Origin of the sequence: Rothia sp. HMSC075F09 (genome assembly GCF_001810515.1) — a bacterium.
Lineage (GTDB): Bacteria > Actinomycetota > Actinomycetes > Actinomycetales > Micrococcaceae > Rothia.
The window spans coordinates 24,498-46,837 of sequence record NZ_KV801774.1; the positions used below are offsets into that span (position 1 = coordinate 24,498).

Sequence of the window (22,340 nt, forward strand, 5' to 3'; positions counted from 1 at the left end):
CGTTTTTCTCCTCTGAACGCTTTGGCGCCACGTGTGTGGGCGCTCTTTCCAGCATACGGCACACGCCCCGCCTGGTCATGTGCACCGCGTGTGCACCTGGCATGGAAAAGCCCCCGGAAGGCACCTGTAAGGCACCCTCCGGGGGCTTTCACGTATTGAGCTTATTAGCTTAGTCTTCGTTGATGAGGTCGCGGACCACGATGGTCTGGTCGCGGTCCGGGCCCACACCAATCGCAGAAATACGGCAGCCAGAAATCTCTTCCAGCTTCAGCACGTACTTGCGGGCGTTTTCGGGCAGCTCATCCAGGCTCTTCGCATCCGAAATGTTCTCGGTCCAGCCATCGTAGTACTCGAAAATCGGCTTAGCGTGGTGGAACTCGGTCTGAGTCATCGGCATCTCGTCGTGGCGCACACCGTCAACGTCGTAAGCCACGCAGACCGGGATCTTATCCAGGCCAGTCAGCACGTCCAGCTTGGTGATGAACAGGTCGGTGAAACCGTTGATGCGCACAGCCTGACGCGCCAGCACGGCGTCGTACCAGCCGCAACGACGCGGGCGGCCAGTGTTCACGCCGAACTCGCCGCCGGTGGTGCGCAGGAACTCGCCCATCTCATCGAACAGCTCAGTCGGGAAGGGGCCAGCACCCACGCGAGTGGTGTACGCCTTCTGAATACCAATCACACGGGAGATGCGGGTCGGGCCCACCCCCGAACCGACGCACGCGCCGCCGGAGGTCGGGTTGGAGGAGGTCACGAACGGGTAGGTGCCGTGGTCAACGTCCAGGAAGGTTGCCTGGCCGCCCTCCATCAGCAGGGTCTTACCCTCGTCCAGTGCCTTGTTCAGCAGCTGGGTGGTGTCCACAATCATCGGCTTCAGACGCTCAGCGTAAGACATGAAGTACTCAACGATCTCGTCAACCTCAACGTGGCGGCGGTTGTAGACCTTCACCAGCAGTTCGTTCTTCTGGCGCAGTGCGCCTTCAACCTTCTGACGCAGGATCGACTCGTCCAGGATGTCCTGAACACGGATGCCGAGGCGGCCAACCTTATCCATATAGGTCGGGCCGATACCGCGGCCGGTGGTGCCGATAGCGCGCTTGCCGAGGAAACGCTCAGTCACCTTGTCCATGGTCTGGTGGTAGGGTGCGACCAGGTGTGCGTTAGCGGAAATCTTCAGGCGGGAGGTGTCAGCACCGCGGGCCTCAAGGCCGTCAATCTCAGCGAAAAGAGCCTCGGGGTTAACAACCACGCCGTTACCAATCACGGGGACGGCGTTATCACTCAGAATACCCGCGGGCAGCAGCTTCAGCTCAAACTTCTGGCCGTTCACCACCACGGTGTGACCGGCGTTGTTACCGCCGTTGGGCTTGACCACGTAGTCTACGCGGGGGCCGAGCAGGTCGGTTGCCTTACCCTTACCCTCATCGCCCCACTGGGCGCCCACAATCACGACAGCTGACATTTTGTGCTCCTTGAAAGCCTTGAAGATACGCACCGGATTTCACGGCGCGGCGGCGACCTACCGCCTCATGATCCGGGTAGGCACACCTCTTCTAATGATACCGTGCCCGTCCCTTTAAGTCCCGTGTGACGGGGCGGTAGGCGTGCCAGATCCGGTGCCGGTGAGCCTCACCGGGCACGGCAACGCCCCCATCCGATATTCGGACGGGGGCGCTACCGGCATGAGCTTATGAAGACTACTTGATGATCTCGATGAAGGTCATCGGGTAGGTGTACTGCTCACCGCGGTTTGCGGCCAGAGCAGCCAGGCTGTGGAAGATAACCATCAGGATAGCCACAACCATCGGGACGACCCACAGGATGATGCCCAGGATGCCGAAGGTCAGAATAATCAGCAGCCAGGAAGCCATGCTGATGACCCACAGGGAGAAGTTGAAGTTGAACGCGCGGCGGGATGCTTCCTTAGTGAAGGAGTAACCGGGCTTGTCCTTGTAGATGAACCACATGACCAGCGGCGCGAGAATACTTGCGGATGCGAAGGACAGCAGAGACAGAATTGCAGAAGCCAGGTGCGCGAGCATCGCCATGTTCTGGTCGTCCTTGGAGGAGACTACGTAACCGTTGGGCTGCTGACCCGGCGCCTGCGAGTAGGAGGGTGCCTGCTGGGAGTACTGGTTGTACTGTTCAGGGTTCGGGTTCTGGGACATCGTTCTTTTCCTAATCTATCGATGAGTGGATACAGCTAATCGTTGAGGTGCGGCGGCAGGCTAACTCGCCGTTCTCGGAGGGTGCCCGCCTCGCTCTACTTGGTCGCAACGCTCGTGATGGTTTCACCCTATCAAGGCAAAGTAAATGGAATATTAACCCTCGCCGGACAACAGACGAAGAAACCCGAATATGACACAAAAAGACGCCCCTGCCCCTCCACGCGGTGTTACGTACGTGGAGGGGCAGGTTGTTATACAGTTCGGGGCTGTGTGGTTTGGTCGCTAGCCCTGTTTCTCTTCATCGGCGAGCGCAGGATGCGCAGCGGACTTCTGTAGTGCGGAGGCCTCGCGCGGTGCTACAGCCTCGTGTAGCTTTGCGTGTTCTTGCTTTTTCAGAAACTCGTACACCGAGAAAGAATCCTCTTCTTCCTTCGTGAAGCCATTGACGCCTGTGTAGCCGTCCGGCAGGCGGTTGTACACGAGGTAGTACCAGAACTCGGCATGTGCCGTCTCTATTTTCTGGAGGAGTTCCCTCAGCTGATTCTTACGCTTCACCGCCTGAACAATACCCACAATCCATAGGATCGGCACCACAAACAACGATCCCACGCCGATAGTGATGAAGAAGAGCAGCATCGACATGCCAGCACTACTATCGAACATACTCACCAGAGGAACCAGCACAAACGGGTTCAGTATCAGCAGGACAATAAGCACGGTCTTCCAGAATGTGCGCTGACTCTCGATCTCTTCAATGTTGGAGCCAGCAAACGGATTATTGATGGGAACGTAGCCTACCGGCTGGATCATTGCTGCCCGCGATATGGGGTTCTCCTCAACCTTGACCGGGTTCAGGTGGGCAGCGCACGCCTGCATGGGTGCGGACTCGTCGTGGGAGCGGTCCAGTAGGCGCATTTCGATGAGTTTTGAGTCGGGGGTGCCGAAGAGCGGGTCGGGGATGACCGGCAGAATAGCGCCCGGTTGCAGACCGAGGTGTTCCAGCCGAACGTACTCGCCGTAGGCGTGCGTTGCCTGAGCCTGCTCTTGCTGAGCCTGTTCAGTGGAGGCGAGCGCTACCGGGTGGTTCGCCTCGTCGTCCTTGCGAGATTCGTGAGTATCTTCCGGGGTGTCTTCTGAGGTATCTTCTGAGGTGTCTTCCGGCTCGTCGATTTTGTCGGTGTCATGAGAGTCTTCGGGTTCGTCTTCTGAGTCTTTCCGCGCGGAGTCGTAGCGCTTGGGGGCACCCGGGTAGACGTATTCATAATCGGGGTCGGGGTGTTCTAGCTCTTCGTCGTCGGATTCTTCATATAGCTCAGCGTCTTCATTTTTCTGCGTCTGCTCGCCCATGAGTAGCGTCATGTATTCCGGGACGGACTGGTCGGTGTCCCAGAGGGGCTGGTACGCCTCGTCCTTCTTTGCAGTTTCCTTCTTTTCAGTGGGGCGGTCTGCCATGGTCGTCTCCTTCGCTTACCAGACATACTCCTAGTGGCACCACCGTACCAGCGGGCGCTGGGCAGTCCCTTGAAACCTGCCTGATAAAAGCTGAGAAAAAGCCCCCGACAGAGCTGGCACCGCAGAATCGGATGCAAATGAACCACATGAAAGACAGTGCTGACGAACATGTCCACATTTTGATGCATTTAGGAGTAATAAACGCTTCACAAGCCATTTTGAGGTGTATCCTAGTTCACATCTAGTGTGTTCAAGCTCAGCTGGAACCCACCAGAAAAACACACCAGCCTCCCAGAAACACCCCGGGAGCCAAGCAAAGGAGCACCGTGCAACACACCGCCTCCCCAAACCCCCGCGGCCGGTCGCATCGACGCCGAATCGGCAGCGGGCTACTCACCCTCAGCATGGCGCTGAGCCCCCTCGCAGCCCTGGGCACCACCGCCCACGCCGCGGAAGACCCCGACGCCGTCAAGCAGGTACTCAGCGAAAGCATGAAGAACGCCAGCGGCACCGTCACCGCCTTCGTCCGCTTCAAGGGTAAGGGCGCCTTTGAACAGACCCAGCCCGCAGGCGTACGCGCCGGCGTGCAGGCACCCGTCAACACCAGCTCGCAGGTGCAGGCAATCGCCTCCCAGGTGCAGAGCCAGGCACAGCAGGTCAGCAGCCAGTCCGGCGCGCAGGTCCTCTACACCACCCACAACGCAGTACGCGGCGTGGCAGTGCGCGGTGACGCCGAGTCCATCAAGGCACTCGCCAACCGCTCCGACGTAGAGAAGATCTCGCCCATCCTGCCCAAGTACCGCCAGAACGCGGGCGCCGCCATTGACGCAGGCTCCCTCGCCACCTGGACCGGCACCACCAACCCCGCTGGCGCGGGCGGATACACCGGCAAGGGCGTGAAGATCGCCGTCATCGACTCCGGCATCGACTACACCCACACCGACTTCGGCGGTAGCGGCAAGCTCGAAGACTACGAGAAGGCATCCAAACTCACCGAGCTGCCCTCCGCAGACTCCGGGCTCATCAACCGCACCAAGGTTGCTGGCGGCTACGACCTCGTTGGTGACGCCTACGACGGCAGCAACACCGCTGTTCCCGACGGCAACCCGCTCGACTGCACCACCGGCGGCCACGGCACCCACGTGGCGGGCACCGCGGCAGGCTACGGCGTGAACGCCGATGGCACCACCTTCACCGGCGACTACAGCAAGCTCACCGCAGAGCAGCTCAAGACCATGAAGATTGGCCCCGGCGTCGCCCCCGACGCTGAAATCTACGCCTTCCGCGTCTTCGGCTGCAGCGGTAGCACCAACGTCGTTATCGAGGCGCTCGACCGCACTCTTGACCCCAACGGTGACGGCGACTTCTCCGACCGCGTGAACGTGGTCAACATGTCCCTCGGCGGCGAATTCTCCCCGCAGGACGACCCCGAAGCCTACGCCGTTGACGCGCTCACCCGCGCCGGCGTGCTCTCCGTGATCTCCGCGGGTAACGCCAACGACTACAGCCTGCGCGGCGACACCTACTCCAACTCCGGTCACCCCGCCACCGCAGCCAGCGCAATCACCGTAGCGAACGCCTACGGCTCCACCCGCGCCGTCGATGCGGCAGAGCTGACCGACCCCGCCACCGGCACCACCCGCAAGGTACGCGGCGACTACAGCGTCTCCTACCCCTGGGCACAGGCGGGCACCAAGGAATTCACCGGTGAACTCACCGCAATCTCCGAGAACAACCGCTACGCCTGCAACGCCCTCAGCGCCACCGAAGCGGCAGCTGTAAAGGGCAAGTGGGTGCTCATCGACTGGGCTAAAGATGACGGTGAACTCGCCTGCGGCTCCAAGGTGCGCTTCGACAACCTGGAGGCGGCAGGCGCCAAGGGCGTACTGCTTGCAGGCCATGACGAAGAGCCCGGCCTGGGTATTGCCGGTAACGACACCCTGCCCGGTTTCCGCCTGGCAGCATCCGCCGCTAAGGACCTGCGTGCACAGATCACCGCAGCAGAAGCGGCAGGTAAGCCCCTGACCGTGCGCCTCGGCAACGAGCTGAAGTCCTCCCTGCGCGTGGACACCGACAAGCTGGATCAGCTGAACCCCATGAGTGCCCGCGGCTTCCACGGCAGCTACGGCTACACCAAGCCCGACATTGCGGCACCCGGCTCGTACATCACCTCCGCGGCGGTGGCAACCGGTAACAACTCTGTGACCTTCAGCGGCACCTCCATGGCGGCACCCTACGTGACCGGCTCCGCCGCCCTGGTCATGCAGAGCCACCCGACCTACACCCCCGCACAGGTCAAGTCCGCCCTCATGAACACCGCAACCCACGATGTGCGCACCGAATCCGGTGCCGCATACGCGGTGGACCGTGTGGGCGCCGGACGAGTCGACACCCTCGCTGCCGTGCAGTCGAAGTCCCTCGTCTACAACGCTGACAAGAGCGGCACCGTGTCCCTGAGCTTCGGCGTGCTCGAGTACGCACCGGATGCTGGCGTTCAGACCCTCACCCGCGAGGTGACGGTCGAGAACACCGACTCCGTGGCACACACCTACGCCCTGTCCTACGCTGAAAGCACTAATATTCCCGGCGTGGAATACTCCTTCCCCTCCGCGGTCACCCTCGCACCCGGTGAAACTAAGAAGTTCGAAGTCACCGTGCGCATCGACCCGTCCAAGCTGGAGAAGACCCGCGACCCGGCAATGGACGTAACCCAGAACGCAACTGACTACTACACCGGCAAGGAAACCGTTCCCGCACAGTACCGTCAGTACATTGCGAGCGCATCCGGCCGACTCGTCCTCACCGAAGACGGCACCAAGGCACTGCGTCTGCCCGTTCACGTGGCACCCAAGCCCGTGAGCACCATGCACGCTGCCGAAGACACCGTCACCTTCACCCAGAAGCCCTCCAGCGACGAGGCTCAGAAGGCAGACACCGGCTGGACCAAGTCCCAGATTTCGCTGCGCGGCACCGAGGTCAACCAGGGCGGCTACCGCTCCCTGCTCGGCGCGTTCGAGTACGGTGCGAGCGTGGACCGTGTGGCTCCCACCTCCCTGTCGCTGAACAGCAACGTTAAGGCGAACCTGCAGTACGTCGGTGCTTCCTCGGATGCGCCCGCACTGAAGGCAGCCGGCGGCAACGCCGATGACGGCACCCTGCGCTTCGGTATCTCCACCTGGGCGAACTGGGATGTTGTCTCCTACGAGAACACCTTTACCGTAGAAATCGACACTGACGGCAACAACCGCGCCGACTACAAGCTGGTCACCGACCGCGCTAAGGGCCTGGACTACCCGCTGGTTCGCCTCTACGGCTACAAGAATGGCAACCTCGTCGAGCTCGGCTACTACCCGCTCAACGGCGCCTGGGGTGATGTGGACACCAACATGATGGACACCAACACCCTCATCATGAGTGCACCCCTCAAGGACCTGGGCCTGACCAGCGCAAACAACCCGGACATCCAGTACCGAGTCAGCGCAACCACCCAGTACGAGTGGGGTAACGTCAGCGAAACCGGATGGATCAAGTACCGCCCCTTCAGCCCCAAGCTGTGGTTCAGCGGCGACTCCTCCGCCGTGGCTGGCCTCCACCCGGATGCCTCCAGCACCACCCTGACGGCGCACCGCTCCGCTGACGCAATCCCCGCGCTCGGCGAATCCGGTACCCCCGCCAAGGCGCTGTTGCTGCACCTGCACAACGGCACCGGCGACCTCTCCGGCACCAACGGCGCCAAGGGCAACCGCGCCGAGGTGCTGAACATCAAGGAGCAGCAGACCGAGTACATCACTCCGTCCCGCTTCACCGATGTGAAGAACGGCGACCAGTTCTACACCGAGATTTCTTGGTTGGCTCAGCGCGGCATCACCACCGGCTACCCGGACGGCACCTACCGCCCGCTGGAGTCCGTGGAACGTGGCGCAATGGCGGCGTTCTTCTACCGCATGCAGGGTTCCCCGCAGTTCACTGCCCCCTCCACTCCGAGCTTCAAGGACGTGCCCACCACGCACCCCTTCTACAAGGAGATTGAGTGGATGAAGGCTCAGGGCATCACCACCGGCTACTCGGACGGCACGTTCCGCCCCTCCGCACCGGTGAACCGTGACGCCATGGCTGCGTTCTTCTACCGTGCAGCGGGTTCCCCGCACGTGGACCTGCCCGCGACCAGCCACTTCAGCGATGTTTCCACCGATAACCAGTTCTACCGTGAAATCACGTGGCTGGCTTCGAAGGGCATCAGCACCGGCTGGCCGGACGGCACCTACCGCCCGGTGACCCCCATTGCCCGCGACGCAATGGCGGCGTTCATCTACCGCTACACCGAGAAGGTCGCTAACCAGGCCGGCCGCTAGACGGTAGCTAAACGGTAGCGAACGGTTCGGGTCCCCTCCCGTCCCCTGCATGGGGTGGGAGGGGTACCCGGAACCGGCAGGGTCCGGGGCCTGAAAACCGCGGAACCTCTCAAGTTTTGGTGGCGGTTTCACCGGCGGATGCACTCACTCGTCGTCTGCCGGTGGGGCCGCCTCCGCACATCACCGATACACAACCACAGAGCACACAGCATTACCGAAAAATAGAAAATCCGAAGGAGGATTCCATGACAACGCCTCATGCGCCACGCCGCAGAATGAAGGCTGTCGGTGCGACCGGTTTGAGTGCGGCTCTTGCCCTGACTCTCGGCGTTCCCGCCACTTTCTCTGCAGCTCACGCTCAGAGCCCCCAGCAGGTCGAAGGAAGCACTGCGAGCGCATCCGGTGACGCTGCCTCGCGTATCAGCCCGGGCCTGCAGAAGGCTGAAGGCCAAATCACCGTGTATGTGCAGTTCAAGGGCAAGGGCGCGTATGAGCAGACCCAGTCCGCGGCTGTTCTGGCACGTAAGGAGGCGCCGGCGAACCGTCAGGCGCAGGTGCAGGCTATTGCAGCCCAGGTGCAGTCGCAGGCTCAGTCTGTGGCGGCTGCTTCTGGCGCGAAGCTGATGTACACCACGCATAATGCGATGCGTGGTGCGGCGATTACTGGTGATGCTGCGCAGATTCGTGCGTTGGCGGAGCGCCCGGATGTGGAGCGTATTTCGCCGATTATCGCGAAGGAGCGCATGAACTCCGGTAGCGAGATTGATACGAAGACTCTTGCCACGTGGACTCGTGAGAATACGGGGTACACGGGTAAGGGCGTGAAGATTGCGATTGTTGACTCCGGTGTTGACTATACGCACGCTGATTTTGGTGGCCCCGGTACGGTGGATTCGTACCTGAAGGCTAAGGCGATGACGGAGCTTCCGTCCGCTGATTCGGGTCTGATTGATCGTAATAAGTTCATTGGCGGCATTGACTTGGTCGGTGATGACTACAATGCGTCGGTGGCTGAGAAGTCGACTCCGCAGCCGGATAATAACCCGTTGGATTGCCGCCCGGATGGTTTCGGTTCTGGCGGTCACGGCACGCACGTGGCGGGTACTGCCGCCGGTTATGGTGTGACGGCGAACGGTACGACTTACCGTGGAGATTACAAGAACCTGACGGAGGAGCAGCTGAAGGGCATGTCTATTGGCCCCGGTACTGCTCCTGAGGCTCAGATTCTGGCGATTCGCGTGTTCGGTTGCTACGGCAATTCGAGTGTTGTGATGAAGGCGCTTGATACCGTGATGGACCCGAATGGTGACGGTGATTTCTCTGACCGCGCCGACATTGTGAACCTGTCTCTCGGTGGCGAGTTCGCCCCGGCTGACGACCCTGAGTCGTACATGATTAATACGATGGCGCGCCAGGGTGTGTTCACTGTGGCCGCTGCCGGTAACGCCAATAACTACAACGGTGTGGGTGACACCTACTCCGATTCGGGTAGCCCCGCGAATGCGGCTGCGGCGCTGTCTGTGGCGAATGCTTACGGTTCGACTCAGCCGATTGACCGTGTCCGCGCGACCACGAAGACTGGTTTGGAGTGGTTGCAGGGTGATTACTCGGTGAACTTTGATTATTCGAAGGCGTCCGCTGATCAGCTGCGCGGCGAGGTTGTTGCCGCACCGAAGCGTAACCGTTACGCTTGCGAGGCTTTCACCGCTGAAGAGGCGAAGGCTTTGAAGGGTAAGTGGGTTTACTTCGAGTGGGATCAGGACGATTTGACGTTCCCGTGCGGTTCGAAGGTGCGTTTCGATAACGTTCAGGCTGCCGGCGGTGTTGGCGTGGTGATGGCCGGTAAGGCTGAGCGCTACACAATCGGCATTGGTGGTAATGCGACCATTCCGGGTCTGCGTCTGACTGCTTCTTCGACGAAGGACCTGGAGAAGGCTCTGGCAGCCGGTCCGGTGACCGTTGAGATGAACCTGGACTACAAGGCTTCGGGCCGCGGTCCTCACTCGCACGCTTTTGATTTGAATTCCTCGAGCGCTCGCGGTCAGCACGGTTCTGATGGCTTCATTAAGCCTGACCTTGCGGCACCGGGTACTGAGATTGTCTCTGCCGCTGTGGGCACGGGTAATAAGGGTGTTTCCTTCACCGGTACCTCGATGGCAACCCCGCATGTGACCGGTATTGCTGCCCTGGTGATGCAGGCGCATCAGGATTACAACCCGCAGATGATTAAGGCTGCGCTGATGAACGGTGCGTCCACCCCGATTAAGAATGAGCAGGGTGCGCAGTACGCGGTGGATCGTGTGGGTACGGGCATGGTGAATGCTCGCGCCGCCGTGGACGCGAAGGTTATCGCGTACGATGCGAAGACCCCCGAGCGTGTTTCGACCGCGTTTGGTGTGCTGGAGTACACCCCCGATTCGGGTATTCAGACTGTTCAGCGTGAAATCGTGCTGGACAACACCGATTCGCAGGCTCACACCTACACTCTGAGCTACGAGGCAAGCACGACCATCCCGGGTGTGGAGTACTCCTACCCGCAGCAGGTGAGCGTGGGTGCCGGTGAGCGTAAGAACGTAACCGTGACCGTGCGTATTGACCCGTCCAAGCTGGAGAAGACCATGGACCCGGCGATGAGCGCCGACCAGGTTGCTCAGGACTGGACGAGCGGTAAGACTCTGGCTGCTGGTAAGCGCCAGTACATTGCGAGCGCTTCTGGTCGCCTGATTTTCTCGGAGAATGGCCGCGAGGCTATCCGCCAGTCGATTCACGTGGCACCGAAGCCCGTCTCGAAGATGCGTGTGGATGCGTCCCGTATTGATTACAAGGGCGTCTCCGATAAGGAGTCCACGGTGACTCTGCGCGGTACGACCCTGAACCAGGGTGGTTACCGTTCGCTTCTGGGTGCGTTTGAGCTGGGTGCGATCAGTGACCGTATTCCGTCCGGTCAGCTGAAGCTGCCGTCGAACCAGTCTGTTGACCTGCAGTATGTGGGTGCCGCTTCGGACGCTCCGGCGTTGAAGGCTGCCGGCAAGAACCCGAACGATGGTTCTCTGTTCTTCGGTATTTCGACCTGGGGCACCTGGGATAGCATGCACTGGGGCCGTCAGGTACAGGTGCAGATTGATACCAACAACGACTCCACCGCCGACTACGTTCTGGAAGTGACCCGCGAGAAGGGTCTGGACTACCCGCTGGTGAAGGTCTGGTCCATCTCCGGTAACGCATCCACCGTGGTGGCACGCTACCCGCTGAACAACGCCTGGGGCGATACCGACACCAACATCATGGACACCAACACCATGATTCTGGGTGTGCCGCTGAAGGACCTGGGCCTGACCGCTGAGAAGGCTCAGAGCATCAAGTACACGGTGCAGACCGACACCTGGCACAACGATGGCAACCCCTACGTGGACACCACCTCGGCTATCGAGTACTCCCCCTTCAACCCCGGTGTTTGGTTCACCGGTGAGGAGTCGGGCGTGCCCGGCCTGTTCGTGGACCGTGACGGCGGTCAGCTGACCGTTCACCGCAAGAACAACAACAAGGAGCGTCAGGCTCTGTTCCTGCACATGCACAACGCGACCGGTGACCTGAGCGGCCGTAAGACCGCTAACGGTGTTGCCGCTGGCGACCGTGCGCAGGTCGTGAAGGTGGCTCGTACCATCCACGATGCACGCTTCACCGACGTTCCGGCGGATAACCAGTTCTACCGTGAAATCACGTGGATTGCTGCCCGTCAGATTGACCGCGGCTACCAGGACGGCACCTTCCGCCCGCTGAACAACATGGACCGCGCAACCATGGCTGCGTACTTCTACCGTATGAGCGGCTCGCCGCAGTACACCGCACCGTCCACCCCGAGCTTCTCGGATGTCCCGCTCAACCACCCCTACTACAAGGAAATTGAGTGGATGAAGGCTCAGGGCATCACGACCGGCTGGCCTGATGGCACCTACCGCCCGGAGGGTTCGGTGAACCGTGACGCGATGGCTGCGTTCTTCTACCGTTACGCAGGTTCGCCCGAGTACACTGCCCCCGCGCAGGCTCGTTTCACGGACGTTCCGACCGACAAGCAGTTCTACCGCGAGATCTCGTGGCTGGCTGAGCAGGGCGTGACCACCGGCTGGCCCGATGGTTCGTTCCGCCCCGTGGAGCCGGTGCACCGCGACGCTATGGCGGCGTTCGTGTACCGCTACAGCACGGGTGTGCTGAAGGAAAGCCCTGAAATTTAGGGGCACAGGATCTAAAAACCCTGAATTCTAGGGTTCATAAGGTTCTACCGCTGTAGGTGCTACCTCAGCAGGTTCTACCGAGGGAGCCGTACCGTTGCAGTTTATCTGCAGCGGTGCGGCTCCCTTTTTCTGCGGTTGGGTGAGTTTGTATTCCGCGTCATGTTCCGTAATACGAGTCTGACTAGGTTATATAAAGAATCGTTGAGACAATAAGTGAAGGTTTCTTCACCATCGGCATGAACCTTGACGCTCACGCCGCATGGGCACACTGGAGGCGCACTGGAAACACAGTGCAGACGCACCGTAGCACTCTCGGTGCAGAACCCTTGCCGTACAGCTCTCCGAGCAGAACTCTCGGCACAGAACCTCGGTGCAGAAACCGCTAAGAAACACACCATCACTAAAAAGGAGCATTCAGTGGCAACCTTCCCTGAAGCTACCCCCGCGCGAGCCGCTCGGCACACACAGCCGGGCCGCCTCAAGCAGCTGGCACGCAGCTGCGGCGCACTCACCCTGGGGCTCACCCTCGGGCTGACCGCCCTGCCGTTCGGTACCGCCGCCTACGCGGCACCGGGCGTAGTACGCGGCGCAGACCGGGACGCACCCCACCAGAACACCGGCACCGGCGAGAACAACAACGAAGTTCTCTCCCCCAGCCTGGACGGCGCCACCGGCGAACGCGCCGTATTCGTCCGATTCAAGGGTCAGGGTGCGTACGCCCAGACCCAGCCGGACGCTGTCCGCTCCCGCGCGCAGGCACCCGTCAACGCGCAGGCACAGGTGCAGGCAATCCGCGCCAGCGTGCAGCAGCAGGGCGCCTCCGCGGCGAAGGAGTCCGGCGCGCAGGTCCTGTACACCACCCACAACACGATGCGCGGCGTGGCGCTCTACGGTAACGTCGAGCAGATTCGTGCGCTCGCGAACCGTGACGATGTGGAACGCATCAGCATCATTGAGGACATGGCACCGCAGAACAGCGGCACCCTCATCGACACCGACACGCTCTCCGTGTGGGCGAAGAGCCAGCAGAATCCCGCCTCCACCGGCTACACCGGTAAGGGCGTGAAGATTGTCGTGCTCGATACCGGTATCGACTACACTCACGCCGATTTGGGTGGCCCCGGCACCCAGGAAGCCTACGAGAAGGCGAAGGCATCCGACACGATCCCCGAGGGCTCCTACGATCCGAAGAAGTTCCTTGGCGGCTACGACCTGGTCGGTGACGACTACAACTCCGGTAAGAAGGAAACCTCCACTCCCCACCCGGATAACAACCCGCTCGACTGCGGCGGCCACGGTAGTCACGTGGCGGGCACCGCGGCAGGTTACGGCGTGAACGCGGACGGCAGCACCTTCCACGGCGACTACTCCAAGCTCACCGAAGAGCAGCTCAACAACATGAAGATTGGCCCCGGCTCCGCACCGGACGCCCAGCTGATTGGCCTGCGCATTTTCGGTTGTAAGGGCACCACCGCGTTCGTCCCCAAGGGCCTGGACCGCGTGCTCGACCCCAACGACGACGGCGACTTCTCCGACCGCGCCGACATCGCGAACCTGTCGCTCGGCAACGAGTTCGGCGTGTTCGATGAGACCGTGAACTACGCGGTCGGCTCCCTCTACCGCGAGGGCATCCTCTCCGTGGTTGCAGCGGGTAACGCCAACAACTACAACGCCGTGGGCGACACCTACTCCAACTCGGGCGGCCCCGGCACCAGCGCCTACGGCCTGACCGTGGCGAACTCCATCGGCTCGACCCAGCTGGTGGACCGCGTGAAGATTCTCGCCCCCGCGAACGAGGCGGACACCTACGGTGACTACTCGGTGAGCTTCGACTATTCGAAGGCAACCAAAGAGCAGCTGCGCGGTACCGTGGTGCGTGCCGCCTCCCGCAACCGCTACGCCTGCGAGGCATTCACCGAAGAGGAAGCCGCAGCGCTGAAGGGCAAGTGGGCTCTCATCGACTGGGCGGACGCTGACGGCACCGCACCCTGCGGCTCGAAGGTACGCTTCGACAACCTGCAGGCGGCTGGCGCGACCGGCGTGGTGCTCACCTCGAACACTGAGGTCGGTGACACCGCTATCGGCGGCAACTCCTCCATTCCGGGCGTGCGCCTGTCAAAGAGCCAGGTGGAGCGCCTTTCCGCGCAGATTGATTCCGGTGAGCTGACCCTGCAGCTCGGCGAGAACCTGCGCGACTCAATCCGCGTGCCCAACGGCAAGCTGGATCAGGCGAACACCTCCACCGCGCGCGGCATGCACGGTTCGCACGGCATCACCAAGCCGGACGTTGCGGCACCGGGCACGAACATTTCCTCCATCCTGGTCGGTGGCGGCACTGAGGCGACCGTGAAGACCGGTACGTCCATGTCCACGCCGTTTGTTGCCGGTGTTGCGGCGCTGATTATGCAGGCGCACCCGGAGTACGGTCCGCGCATGATTAAGACCGCCATCATGAACACCGCCGACCACCGCATGCAGGACGCCTGGGGTAACCCGTACGCGGTGGACCGCGTGGGTACCGGCCGCATCAACACGCGTGCGGCGGTGGCTGACCGCGTGATGCTGTTCAACGCGGCACGCCCCGAACAGGTTTCGGACACTTTCGGTGTGCTCGAGTACGCCCCGAACGCCGGTGTGCAGACCCTGCAGCATCGCGTGAGCGTCGAGAACACCGACTCGGTGGCGCACACCTACACCCTGAACTATGAGGGCAGCACGAGCATCCCGGGTGTGGAGTTCTCCTACCCGCAGTCCGTGTCTGTGGGTGCTGGCCAGAAGGCAACGTTCACCGTGACGGTGCGCATTGACCCGTCGAAGCTGGAGAAGACCCGCGACCCGTCCATGTACCCGACCCAGGATTCGGTGAACTACTCGACCGGTACGGTGACCATTTCGGGTGCCCGCCAGTACATTGCGAGCGCTTCGGGCCGCCTGATCCTGACCGATACTGATTCCTCGGCTGCGGTGAAGACCCTGCGCATGCCGCTGCACGTGGCACCGAAGCCTGTCTCCGCGATGCGTGTGGCTGGCTCCGATATCGCCTTCGATGCTGAGGGTTCCGGCGCGACCGAGCAGACCCTGACCCTGCAGGGTACCGCGGTGGATCAGGGCGGTTACCGCTCCCTGCTGGGTGCTTTTGAGCTGGGCGCTTCGAGCCCGCGCATCCCGACCGCGAAGCTGGGTGTGGGTTCGGATTCCCGCATGGACCTGCAGTACGTGGGTGCCGCCTCGGACGTGGCGGCATTGAAGGCTGCCGGTGCGGATACCTCCGAGGCGCGCCTGTCCTTCGGTATTTCCACCTGGGGTAACTGGCAGGAGGTGACCCCGCGCGGCACCTACTACGTGTTCGTTGACACCGACAAGGACGGCACGAGCGACTACCGCCTGCAGACGGTGCGTGAGAAGGGTCTGGACTACCCGCTGGTGAAGGTTTCTAAGCGCAGCAACGGCAAGTGGCAGGCTATCGAGAACGCCCTGTACCCGCTGAACGGCACCTGGGGTGATACGGACACCAACATCATGGATTCGAACACTCTGGTGATGACTGTTCCGCTGAGCGTTCTGGGCCTGGACCCCGAGGCTGAGTCGACCGAGATTTCGTACTCGGTGACCACTTCGAGCGCGTTCTCCGCTACGACTGTGGTTGATACGACTGATTCGGTGGTGTTCAACTATGCGGCACCGAAGCTGTGGTTCAGTGGCGATTCGGCGGGCGTGCCGAACCTGTTCGTGGATGCGCCGGAGACTCAGCTGGTGGCGCACCGTAACGGCGACGCGAAGAACGTTTCTGCACTGTTCCTGCACATGCACAATGCGACCGGCGACCTGTCCGGCGTGAACGGTGCTGCGGGTGAGCGTGCGCAGGTTCTGCGTGTCTCGTCGAACTCTGAGGCTACCGCCGCGAGCGCGCACTTTACGGATGTTCCGGCAGATTACCCGTTCGTGAATGACATTAACTGGCTGGCTCAGCGTCGTATTACGACCGGCTACCCGGACGGCACGTTCCGCCCGAACGGTTCGGTGGAGCGCGGCGCGATGGCGGCGTTCTTCTACCGTATGGCGGGTTCGCCGCAGTTCACTGCACCGTCCACTCCGAGCTTTAAGGATGTGCCGCGTGATCACCCGTTCTTCAAGGAGATTGAGTGGATGCGTGCCCGCGGTATTACGACCGGCTGGTCGGATGGTACGTTCCGTCCGAATGCTGCGGTGAATCGTGATGCTATGGCGGCGTTCTTCTACCGTTTTGCGGGTTCGCCGGCATATTCGGCTCCGGTGGCTTCGCCGTTTAGTGACGTGTCGGCCGGTAGCCAGTTCTATCGTGAGATTTCGTGGTTGGCTGATCAGCGTATTACGACTGGTTGGGCTGATGGTTCGTTCCGTCCGGTTCAGCCGATTGAGCGTGGCGCGATGGCGGCGTTCTTGCACCGCTATAACGTGCGTGTGCTGAATAACCGCTAGTCGGATGCGGACGTGAGGGCCGTGTCGGGGTGGAGTTTCCTGCCCCGGCACGGCCTTTTCTGTGGGCTGTTATGTCTGCGGCGTAGACTTAACTTATGCGTGAGTTACAGGTTCAGAACGGCGAGGATGAGACGCTGTCAGCTATCCAGGATGCCCCCAATCAGGAGGAGCTTCTGAACGCGGCGGCGGACTTCGTTGACCGCTATGAGAGCGTCTTTGAAAATCTAAGCCACTGATATTCCTTTGAAAAAGAAAGGGGCTGTTAGACTAACGTGTTGGTTTTGAATCAAATAAGGGGTGCCCACCGGTTACGTGCCGGTGGGCACCCCTTATTTTATCTGGTTGGGTTACCTCTGGTTATGCAAGTCAGAGGAGCGCATCGAGGAGCCAATCGGTCCAGCCAGCGGCCTTCTCGCTTGCGGAGGTCTGCGCGCCCTTCTTGAGGTTACATTCCTTGCAGAGCATCTGGCAGTTCTCCGGAACGGTCTTGCCACCCTTGGACCACGGGATGATGTGGTCACCGTCCATCTTATTGAATTCGAACGTCTTGCCACATGTGGGGCACTTATGCCTTTGTTTCTCGTAGGCTGCGAGTTTAGTCGCACGGTCGAACTGACGGATGGAAAGGTTCTTCACGTCACCGGTCAGTAGGAACGGGAAGATGCCGCGTTTGTTCGTCACATCCTCGTCCCCCATGAGTTTGGCCGTGGCTTCTTCCAGCTTCTTGGGGTCAAGGTCGGTTCGGTCCTTGTTCTCGTTGTAGTAGATGCCCCACGGCAAGCCCTTCATCTCCCTGTAGTATTTGGTGGAGAAGGTCGCGGGAATCCAGTCAATGACGGAGCGGAAGTAGTTCCAAAGAGCTACTGCGTTCGTGTCGTACTGGTGCTGGGCCATGTACTGTTCGATGTTGACGTTCTCGGCTTTCGCGGCCCAGCTAATCGCGGTTTGGAGGTAGTCCTGACGGATAGCGTCACCCTTCAGGTAATCACCAGCGATTTTGTATGCGGGACCGCTGCTCTTACTAAAGTAGCGTTTAGCGTCGCTGACCCATGGGCCGGCATACACCGCGTTGCGTAGTTCCTGGTCGGTGAGTTGCTCACCCGCGATGTTGATGATTCTGAACCAGTCGAGCTTCTCGCTGTCCGTGCCATCGCACACGTACACGAATAACTCGTAGTTGAGTATCTCGTCCTTCAAATCCTGCGGGAGGTTGTCGAAGTACTTGTCATCCACGGAGTAGCTGCCGTCCACGTATTCGCAGAGGCTGATGGTGCGCTGCTGGCCATCCAGCACCTCGTAGGTCTCCTTGTCATCCTCGTTCTTGCCGGTCTTGCACCAGTACATCACGTTCAACGGAAGGCCTTTAAGGACCGTGCGAATCACCTCGTCACGCTGCTTGTCCTTATACACGAACTCGCGCTGGTACGGAGGACGGATGTCGAGCCGGTCGTGATAGCCTTTGACGCCTTCCTCGTCGTTGTTGAGATAGTCGTCGGTCACGTCACGAACGGTGATGGTGCGCTGCTCAATCTGCATTCAACGCTCCTTTGTCGGTCTCATTCGGGTTAAGCGGGAAGCAGTCAAAAGCGCCCCGTGGATGCTTGTTGCGGATTAGAATACGTGCATAAACCTGCACGAATATGTCATCGTCGATGCGATAGTAGGTGCTGTTCTCTGGTGGCTCCTTTACCTTCAAGGCCGGACCATCATTAAGCTTCGTCACCAACGATTCTTTACCCGTTTTGCTGATTTGAACCTGCCGAGGGTATATTTTCGTCCGGAGGGTCATGTCACCAGCGCCGGCCTTAGCGATGCCAACGATGTCGAATTGGTCAGGACTGTACTTATCGAGGAATGTGATTGGAACACCCATAAGACCTGCATAGTCCTCTGGTATGTCGGATGTCTTACTTACATCGATAGCGTCATAGTTGTCGTACTTCGGGTAATCCGACTCATGCCCTTCATATTTTCGGACAAGAATCATCTCCTCGTGCCGCTTCTTAATGTCAAGGTTCGTGAACCATGTGACGTTTCTAAAATGGACAAGGCCCTTTTCCGGGTCATACACCCCGTTAGCGAAAGCACGTGCATTTTCTGGGGGAATCTTGAAATACGAGTTGCCGTTAGCAAATCCATACCCCAGCCATAGCTTTACGTTCATGATGTATGGGAAGATTTCTTTGTAGGTAATCGCATTCTTGCTGCCGATGATGATGAACTTCTTATCGTGTTTCATGAGTTGGGCCACGTACTCGCGAAACAGTGAGAATGGTGGGTTCGTTACCACGATGTCGGCCTCATCCATCAACGCAACGCATTCCTTCGACCGGAAGTCCCCATTCCCTTCAAGCTCGGTGAGCTGGTTCTCCCCGTTCTTGAAAAGATTCTTCACGTCCAGCATATCGATGCCACCGTTACCGGTCGTATCGTGAACCGTGGTGACCACGGCCTTGTAGGGTTTGCCTCGTTTCCCTTCATCCTGAACTGCATCGAGTCCGAGAACGTCAAATAGAGATAGCTGCTGATTTGCTATCGGTGAACCGTCGTAGCATGTCGCAATGAGCTTCTTCAGCTTTAGCTTGTTGAAGTTCAGCACGAAGTATTTGAAGAAGTTGCTCTCAAACGGATCGTCGCAGTTGCAGAACACAGTTTTGCCTTTGAAATGCGCACGATAGTGCCGCATCTCATTCTCGATGTCGCTGAGCTGCGTGTAGAACTCATCCTCTTTGGCCTTCGCCGCGCGGCTAAGCACGCTTTTCCCGGCCATCACTTATCACCTTCTTTGGTGATAGTGGTGGGCTTTCTGGTCGGGGTCAGCAGGCCATTAGCGCTGGCCCCCCCCGCTTGCTTATCATCATGGGGAGCCTACTCCTTCTATCGGTTGCTCTCGTCGGTTTTGTCCGGCTTGATGCTCATGTCGATGGGCAATCCCTCTCATCCTAGCAAACAGGGAGGGTTGAACAAGGATTGCAACCTGTGAGTACGCTACGTATTTGCGGAACTGGAGGAAGGCTAGAGCAGCACTGAACCCGCCGCGTACGCCGCGCTGAACGCACCGTGTGGAACACTACCTCGCCTCCCTCGGCGGTTCACCGCGCTGGCTATAAGGTGGAGCGTACACTTAAGTCATGCGTGAATTACAGGCACAGATCATCCGTGAAATGGGCGTCAAGCCCAACATGACCGAAGAGCAGGCACGCGAAGAAGTGGAGCGCCGCATCCAGTTCATCTGCGACTACCTGGAAGCCACCGGAAGCCGCGGCTTGGTACTGGGCATCAGCGGCGGCATCGACTCCACCCTGGCAGGTCGCCTCTGCCAGCTGGCGGTCGACCGCCTCAACGAGCGCGGCCGCACCACCGAGTTTGTGGCGGTGCGCCTGCCCTACCGTGTGCAGCACGACGAAGAGGACGCGCAGGAGGCGCTGCGTTTCATCCAGCCCACCCGCTCCCTGACCTTCAACATTGCCGAAGCCGTGGACGGTTTCGACAGCGCCTACACTGAGGCGACCGGCGAGCAGATCAGCGACTTCAACAAGGGTAATGTGAAGGCGCGCGCCCGCATGATCGCCCAGTACGCGGTTGCTGGCGGCCCCGGCTACCTGGTGGTGGGTACCGACCATGCGGCGGAGTCCATTACGGGTTTCTTCACGAAGTTCGGTGACGGCGGCGCGGATCTGCTGCCGCTGTACGGCCTGAATAAGCGCCAGAACCAGTTGCTGCTGCGTGTTTTGGGTGCGTCTGAGCGTCTGTGGGCTAAGCCGCCGACGGCTGACCTGCTGGACGGCGTACCCGGCCGCACCGATGAGGATGAGCTGGGTCTGACCTACCCGCAGATTGATGACTACCTGGAGGGTAAGGAAATCGACGAGGCGGCAGCTGCGAAGCTGGAGCAGATTTACCTGCGTAGCCGCCATAAGCGCACTACCCCGGTGACGATTTTTGATTCCTGGTGGAAGAACTAGGCGGAAGAACTAGCGCCTCCACTAGCATAGAAACCAACGTAAAAGCTCCGGCTCCCATGGTGGGAGTCCGGGGCTTTTACTATGCTTTTGCAGACCGAGGACTATGCCTTCTGTTCGGGCTGTGCGCCAGAAACCTGGGCAGCCTGAACGTCCGAATCCTCAGAACCTTCAGCCTCAACCTCAGCTTCAGCGGGCGGTACCTTCGCGCCACCCGTGGCGAGGAACAGCACCAGGCCCAACGCGCAGGCGAGCACCTGGGTGAAGGGGAACGCCCAGGTCAGGCCCTTAAATCCGAACCACATGTTGCCGAAGTACACGGCTGGGAAGAACAGCAGCGCAATACCGATGGTCATCAGCATTGCCGGGCGACCCTTACCGGACGCCTGGAACCAGGAGACGAACACGATGCTGACCGCGTTGAACACGGCGGCGAGCATGAGTGCGATCATGACCTCTTCACCGGTGTCGATGAGGCTTGCATCGCCAACCACGGCGAGCAGTTCACGGCGGAAAATCAGCACCGGAATGGTGATGATCGCGGAGGTCGCCACGGACAGGATCGTTGCGGTGCGCAGCGCCTCCTTCACGCGAGCGCCGTTGCGGGCACCGTACGCGTAGGCGTACAGCGGGATACCGCCCATGCACAGGCCCATGCAGAGCATTTCGGGCACCATGTTCAGGCGCATTGCCAGGCCGAACGCCGCGACGGTGTCGTCACCGTAGGAGGCGGCGAGGTTGTTCAGCAGCAGGGCGGCGAAGATCAGGTTGAGGCTCTGAATGAGCTCGGCGGCACCGACCGCGACCACGGGCTTGATAATGGCGGGGTCGAGGGAGAAGTCGCGGATGTTTGCGGAGAAGTTCTCGCTCTGACGCATCAGGAACAGCAGGTAGTACAGCATGGATGCGCCGTTCGCCAGCAGCATCGCCCAACCGGCACCGGCGACGCCCATGCCCATGATGGCGATGAACAGCACGTCGAAGATGCAGGTGACGACGGTGCCAACGATGATGCCGTACATGGACTGCTTGGCGTAGCCTTCGGATCGGACGAGCTGTTCGAGGGTGAACATGCCGATAGCGAGGGGCGCGCCGAGGAACATGAGGTGCACGTAGATGCGGGTCGGTTCGTAGGAGCCGCCGGATGCACCCATGATGCTGGTGATCGGGTCGGCGAGGATGAAGCCGATAGCCGCCGCGACGATACCGGCACCGAGCGCCGAGTAGAGGGCGAAGGAGGTGACGCGGTGAATTTCGTGGGCGGGCTGGCCTTCACCGAGCTTGCGGGAGGCGAGGGTTGAGGAGCCCAGGCCGAACAGGCCTGCGATCGCCATGATGACGCCGAAGACGGGCACGCCGTAGCTGGTGGCGGCGAGGTCTTCGGTGCCGCCGTAGTGGCCGACGAAGTAGGAGTTCACCACGTTGTAGATGCTGGTGATGGCGAGGCCGAGCGCCATGGGCACGCCGAGGGAGAGGAGCGCCTTGAGGATGGGGGCGTCTTTGAGCAGGTAGATGTTCTGCGGGTCTTCGCTTGCGCCGTGCGGGCGGTGTCCTGCGGCGGGTGCGCTATTTTTGGGTGCTGCGCTATTTTTGGGCGCGTTGTTTTCAGTCTGGTGGGACGTCATAGGTTCCTGTGGTTCTAGTCTGTGTTGTGTCCGGTGCGCGGTAAGAAGCGTGGTCCGCACAAAAAACGGGCTAGTGTATTGTACCGTTTCC

At 60.5% G+C, this 22,340-nt stretch carries 11 protein-coding genes; 5 read left to right on the top strand and 6 right to left on the bottom strand.

Features of this window, described 5'->3' with window-relative positions; translation table 11 throughout:
• Positions 1 to 169: 169 nt before the first annotated feature.
• The 3 genes from HMPREF2749_RS01100 to HMPREF2749_RS01110 all read right to left on the bottom strand — a co-directional run bounded on the left by HMPREF2749_RS01100 (position 170) and on the right by HMPREF2749_RS01110 (position 3,620).
• Positions 170 to 1,462, bottom strand: a complete 1,293-nt coding sequence (locus HMPREF2749_RS01100) for an adenylosuccinate synthase (protein WP_012904286.1) — start codon at positions 1,460 to 1,462, stop codon at positions 170 to 172.
• Between the two features lie 235 nt (positions 1,463 to 1,697).
• Positions 1,698 to 2,168, bottom strand: a complete 471-nt coding sequence (locus HMPREF2749_RS01105) for a DUF4870 domain-containing protein (RefSeq protein WP_012904287.1) — start codon at positions 2,166 to 2,168, stop codon at positions 1,698 to 1,700.
• Between the two features lie 282 nt (positions 2,169 to 2,450).
• Complete coding sequence (locus tag HMPREF2749_RS01110; RefSeq protein ID WP_049350445.1) at positions 2,451 to 3,620, bottom strand: hypothetical protein; 1,170 nt, start codon at positions 3,618 to 3,620, stop codon at positions 2,451 to 2,453.
• A 404-nt stretch (positions 3,621 to 4,024) separates the two neighbouring features.
• On the opposite strand from HMPREF2749_RS01110, the gene HMPREF2749_RS01115 reads away from it, so the two are divergent.
• The 4 genes from HMPREF2749_RS01115 (at position 4,025) to HMPREF2749_RS09275 (ending at position 16,898) form a co-directional block, all read left to right on the top strand.
• Complete coding sequence (locus HMPREF2749_RS01115; protein WP_141747347.1) at positions 4,025 to 7,972, top strand: S8 family serine peptidase; 3,948 nt, start codon at positions 4,025 to 4,027, stop codon at positions 7,970 to 7,972.
• A 245-nt stretch (positions 7,973 to 8,217) separates the two neighbouring features.
• Positions 8,218 to 12,204, top strand: coding sequence for a S8 family serine peptidase (locus HMPREF2749_RS01120; protein WP_070593096.1), 3,987 nt, complete (start codon positions 8,218 to 8,220; stop codon positions 12,202 to 12,204).
• 417 nt (positions 12,205 to 12,621) lie between these two features.
• The gene (locus tag HMPREF2749_RS01125; protein ID WP_070593098.1) at positions 12,622 to 16,662 is read left to right on the top strand and encodes a S8 family serine peptidase; all 4,041 of its coding nucleotides are present in this window, start codon (positions 12,622 to 12,624) and stop codon (positions 16,660 to 16,662) included.
• Between the two features lie 95 nt (positions 16,663 to 16,757).
• Positions 16,758 to 16,898, top strand: coding sequence for a hypothetical protein (locus HMPREF2749_RS09275; protein ID WP_168162423.1), 141 nt, complete (start codon positions 16,758 to 16,760; stop codon positions 16,896 to 16,898).
• A 130-nt stretch (positions 16,899 to 17,028) separates the two neighbouring features.
• On the opposite strand, the gene HMPREF2749_RS01130 is transcribed toward HMPREF2749_RS09275, so the two are convergent.
• Both HMPREF2749_RS01130 and HMPREF2749_RS01135 read right to left on the bottom strand, forming a co-directional pair.
• Complete coding sequence (locus tag HMPREF2749_RS01130; RefSeq protein ID WP_049356098.1) at positions 17,029 to 18,198, bottom strand: GmrSD restriction endonuclease domain-containing protein; 1,170 nt, start codon at positions 18,196 to 18,198, stop codon at positions 17,029 to 17,031.
• Complete coding sequence (locus HMPREF2749_RS01135) at positions 18,188 to 19,432, bottom strand: adenine-specific methyltransferase EcoRI family protein (RefSeq protein WP_065425405.1); 1,245 nt, start codon at positions 19,430 to 19,432, stop codon at positions 18,188 to 18,190. Before HMPREF2749_RS01135 ends, HMPREF2749_RS01130 begins: the two co-directional genes overlap by 11 nt.
• 361 nt (positions 19,433 to 19,793) lie before the next feature.
• On the opposite strand from HMPREF2749_RS01135, the gene nadE reads away from it, so the two are divergent.
• Positions 19,794 to 20,627, top strand: coding sequence for an ammonia-dependent NAD(+) synthetase (nadE, locus tag HMPREF2749_RS01140; RefSeq protein WP_049343527.1), 834 nt, complete (start codon positions 19,794 to 19,796; stop codon positions 20,625 to 20,627).
• 101 nt (positions 20,628 to 20,728) lie between these two features.
• On the opposite strand, the gene HMPREF2749_RS01145 is transcribed toward nadE, so the two are convergent.
• Positions 20,729 to 22,249, bottom strand: a complete 1,521-nt coding sequence (locus HMPREF2749_RS01145) for an MATE family efflux transporter (protein ID WP_070593103.1) — start codon at positions 22,247 to 22,249, stop codon at positions 20,729 to 20,731.
• Positions 22,250 to 22,340 lie beyond the last annotated feature (91 nt).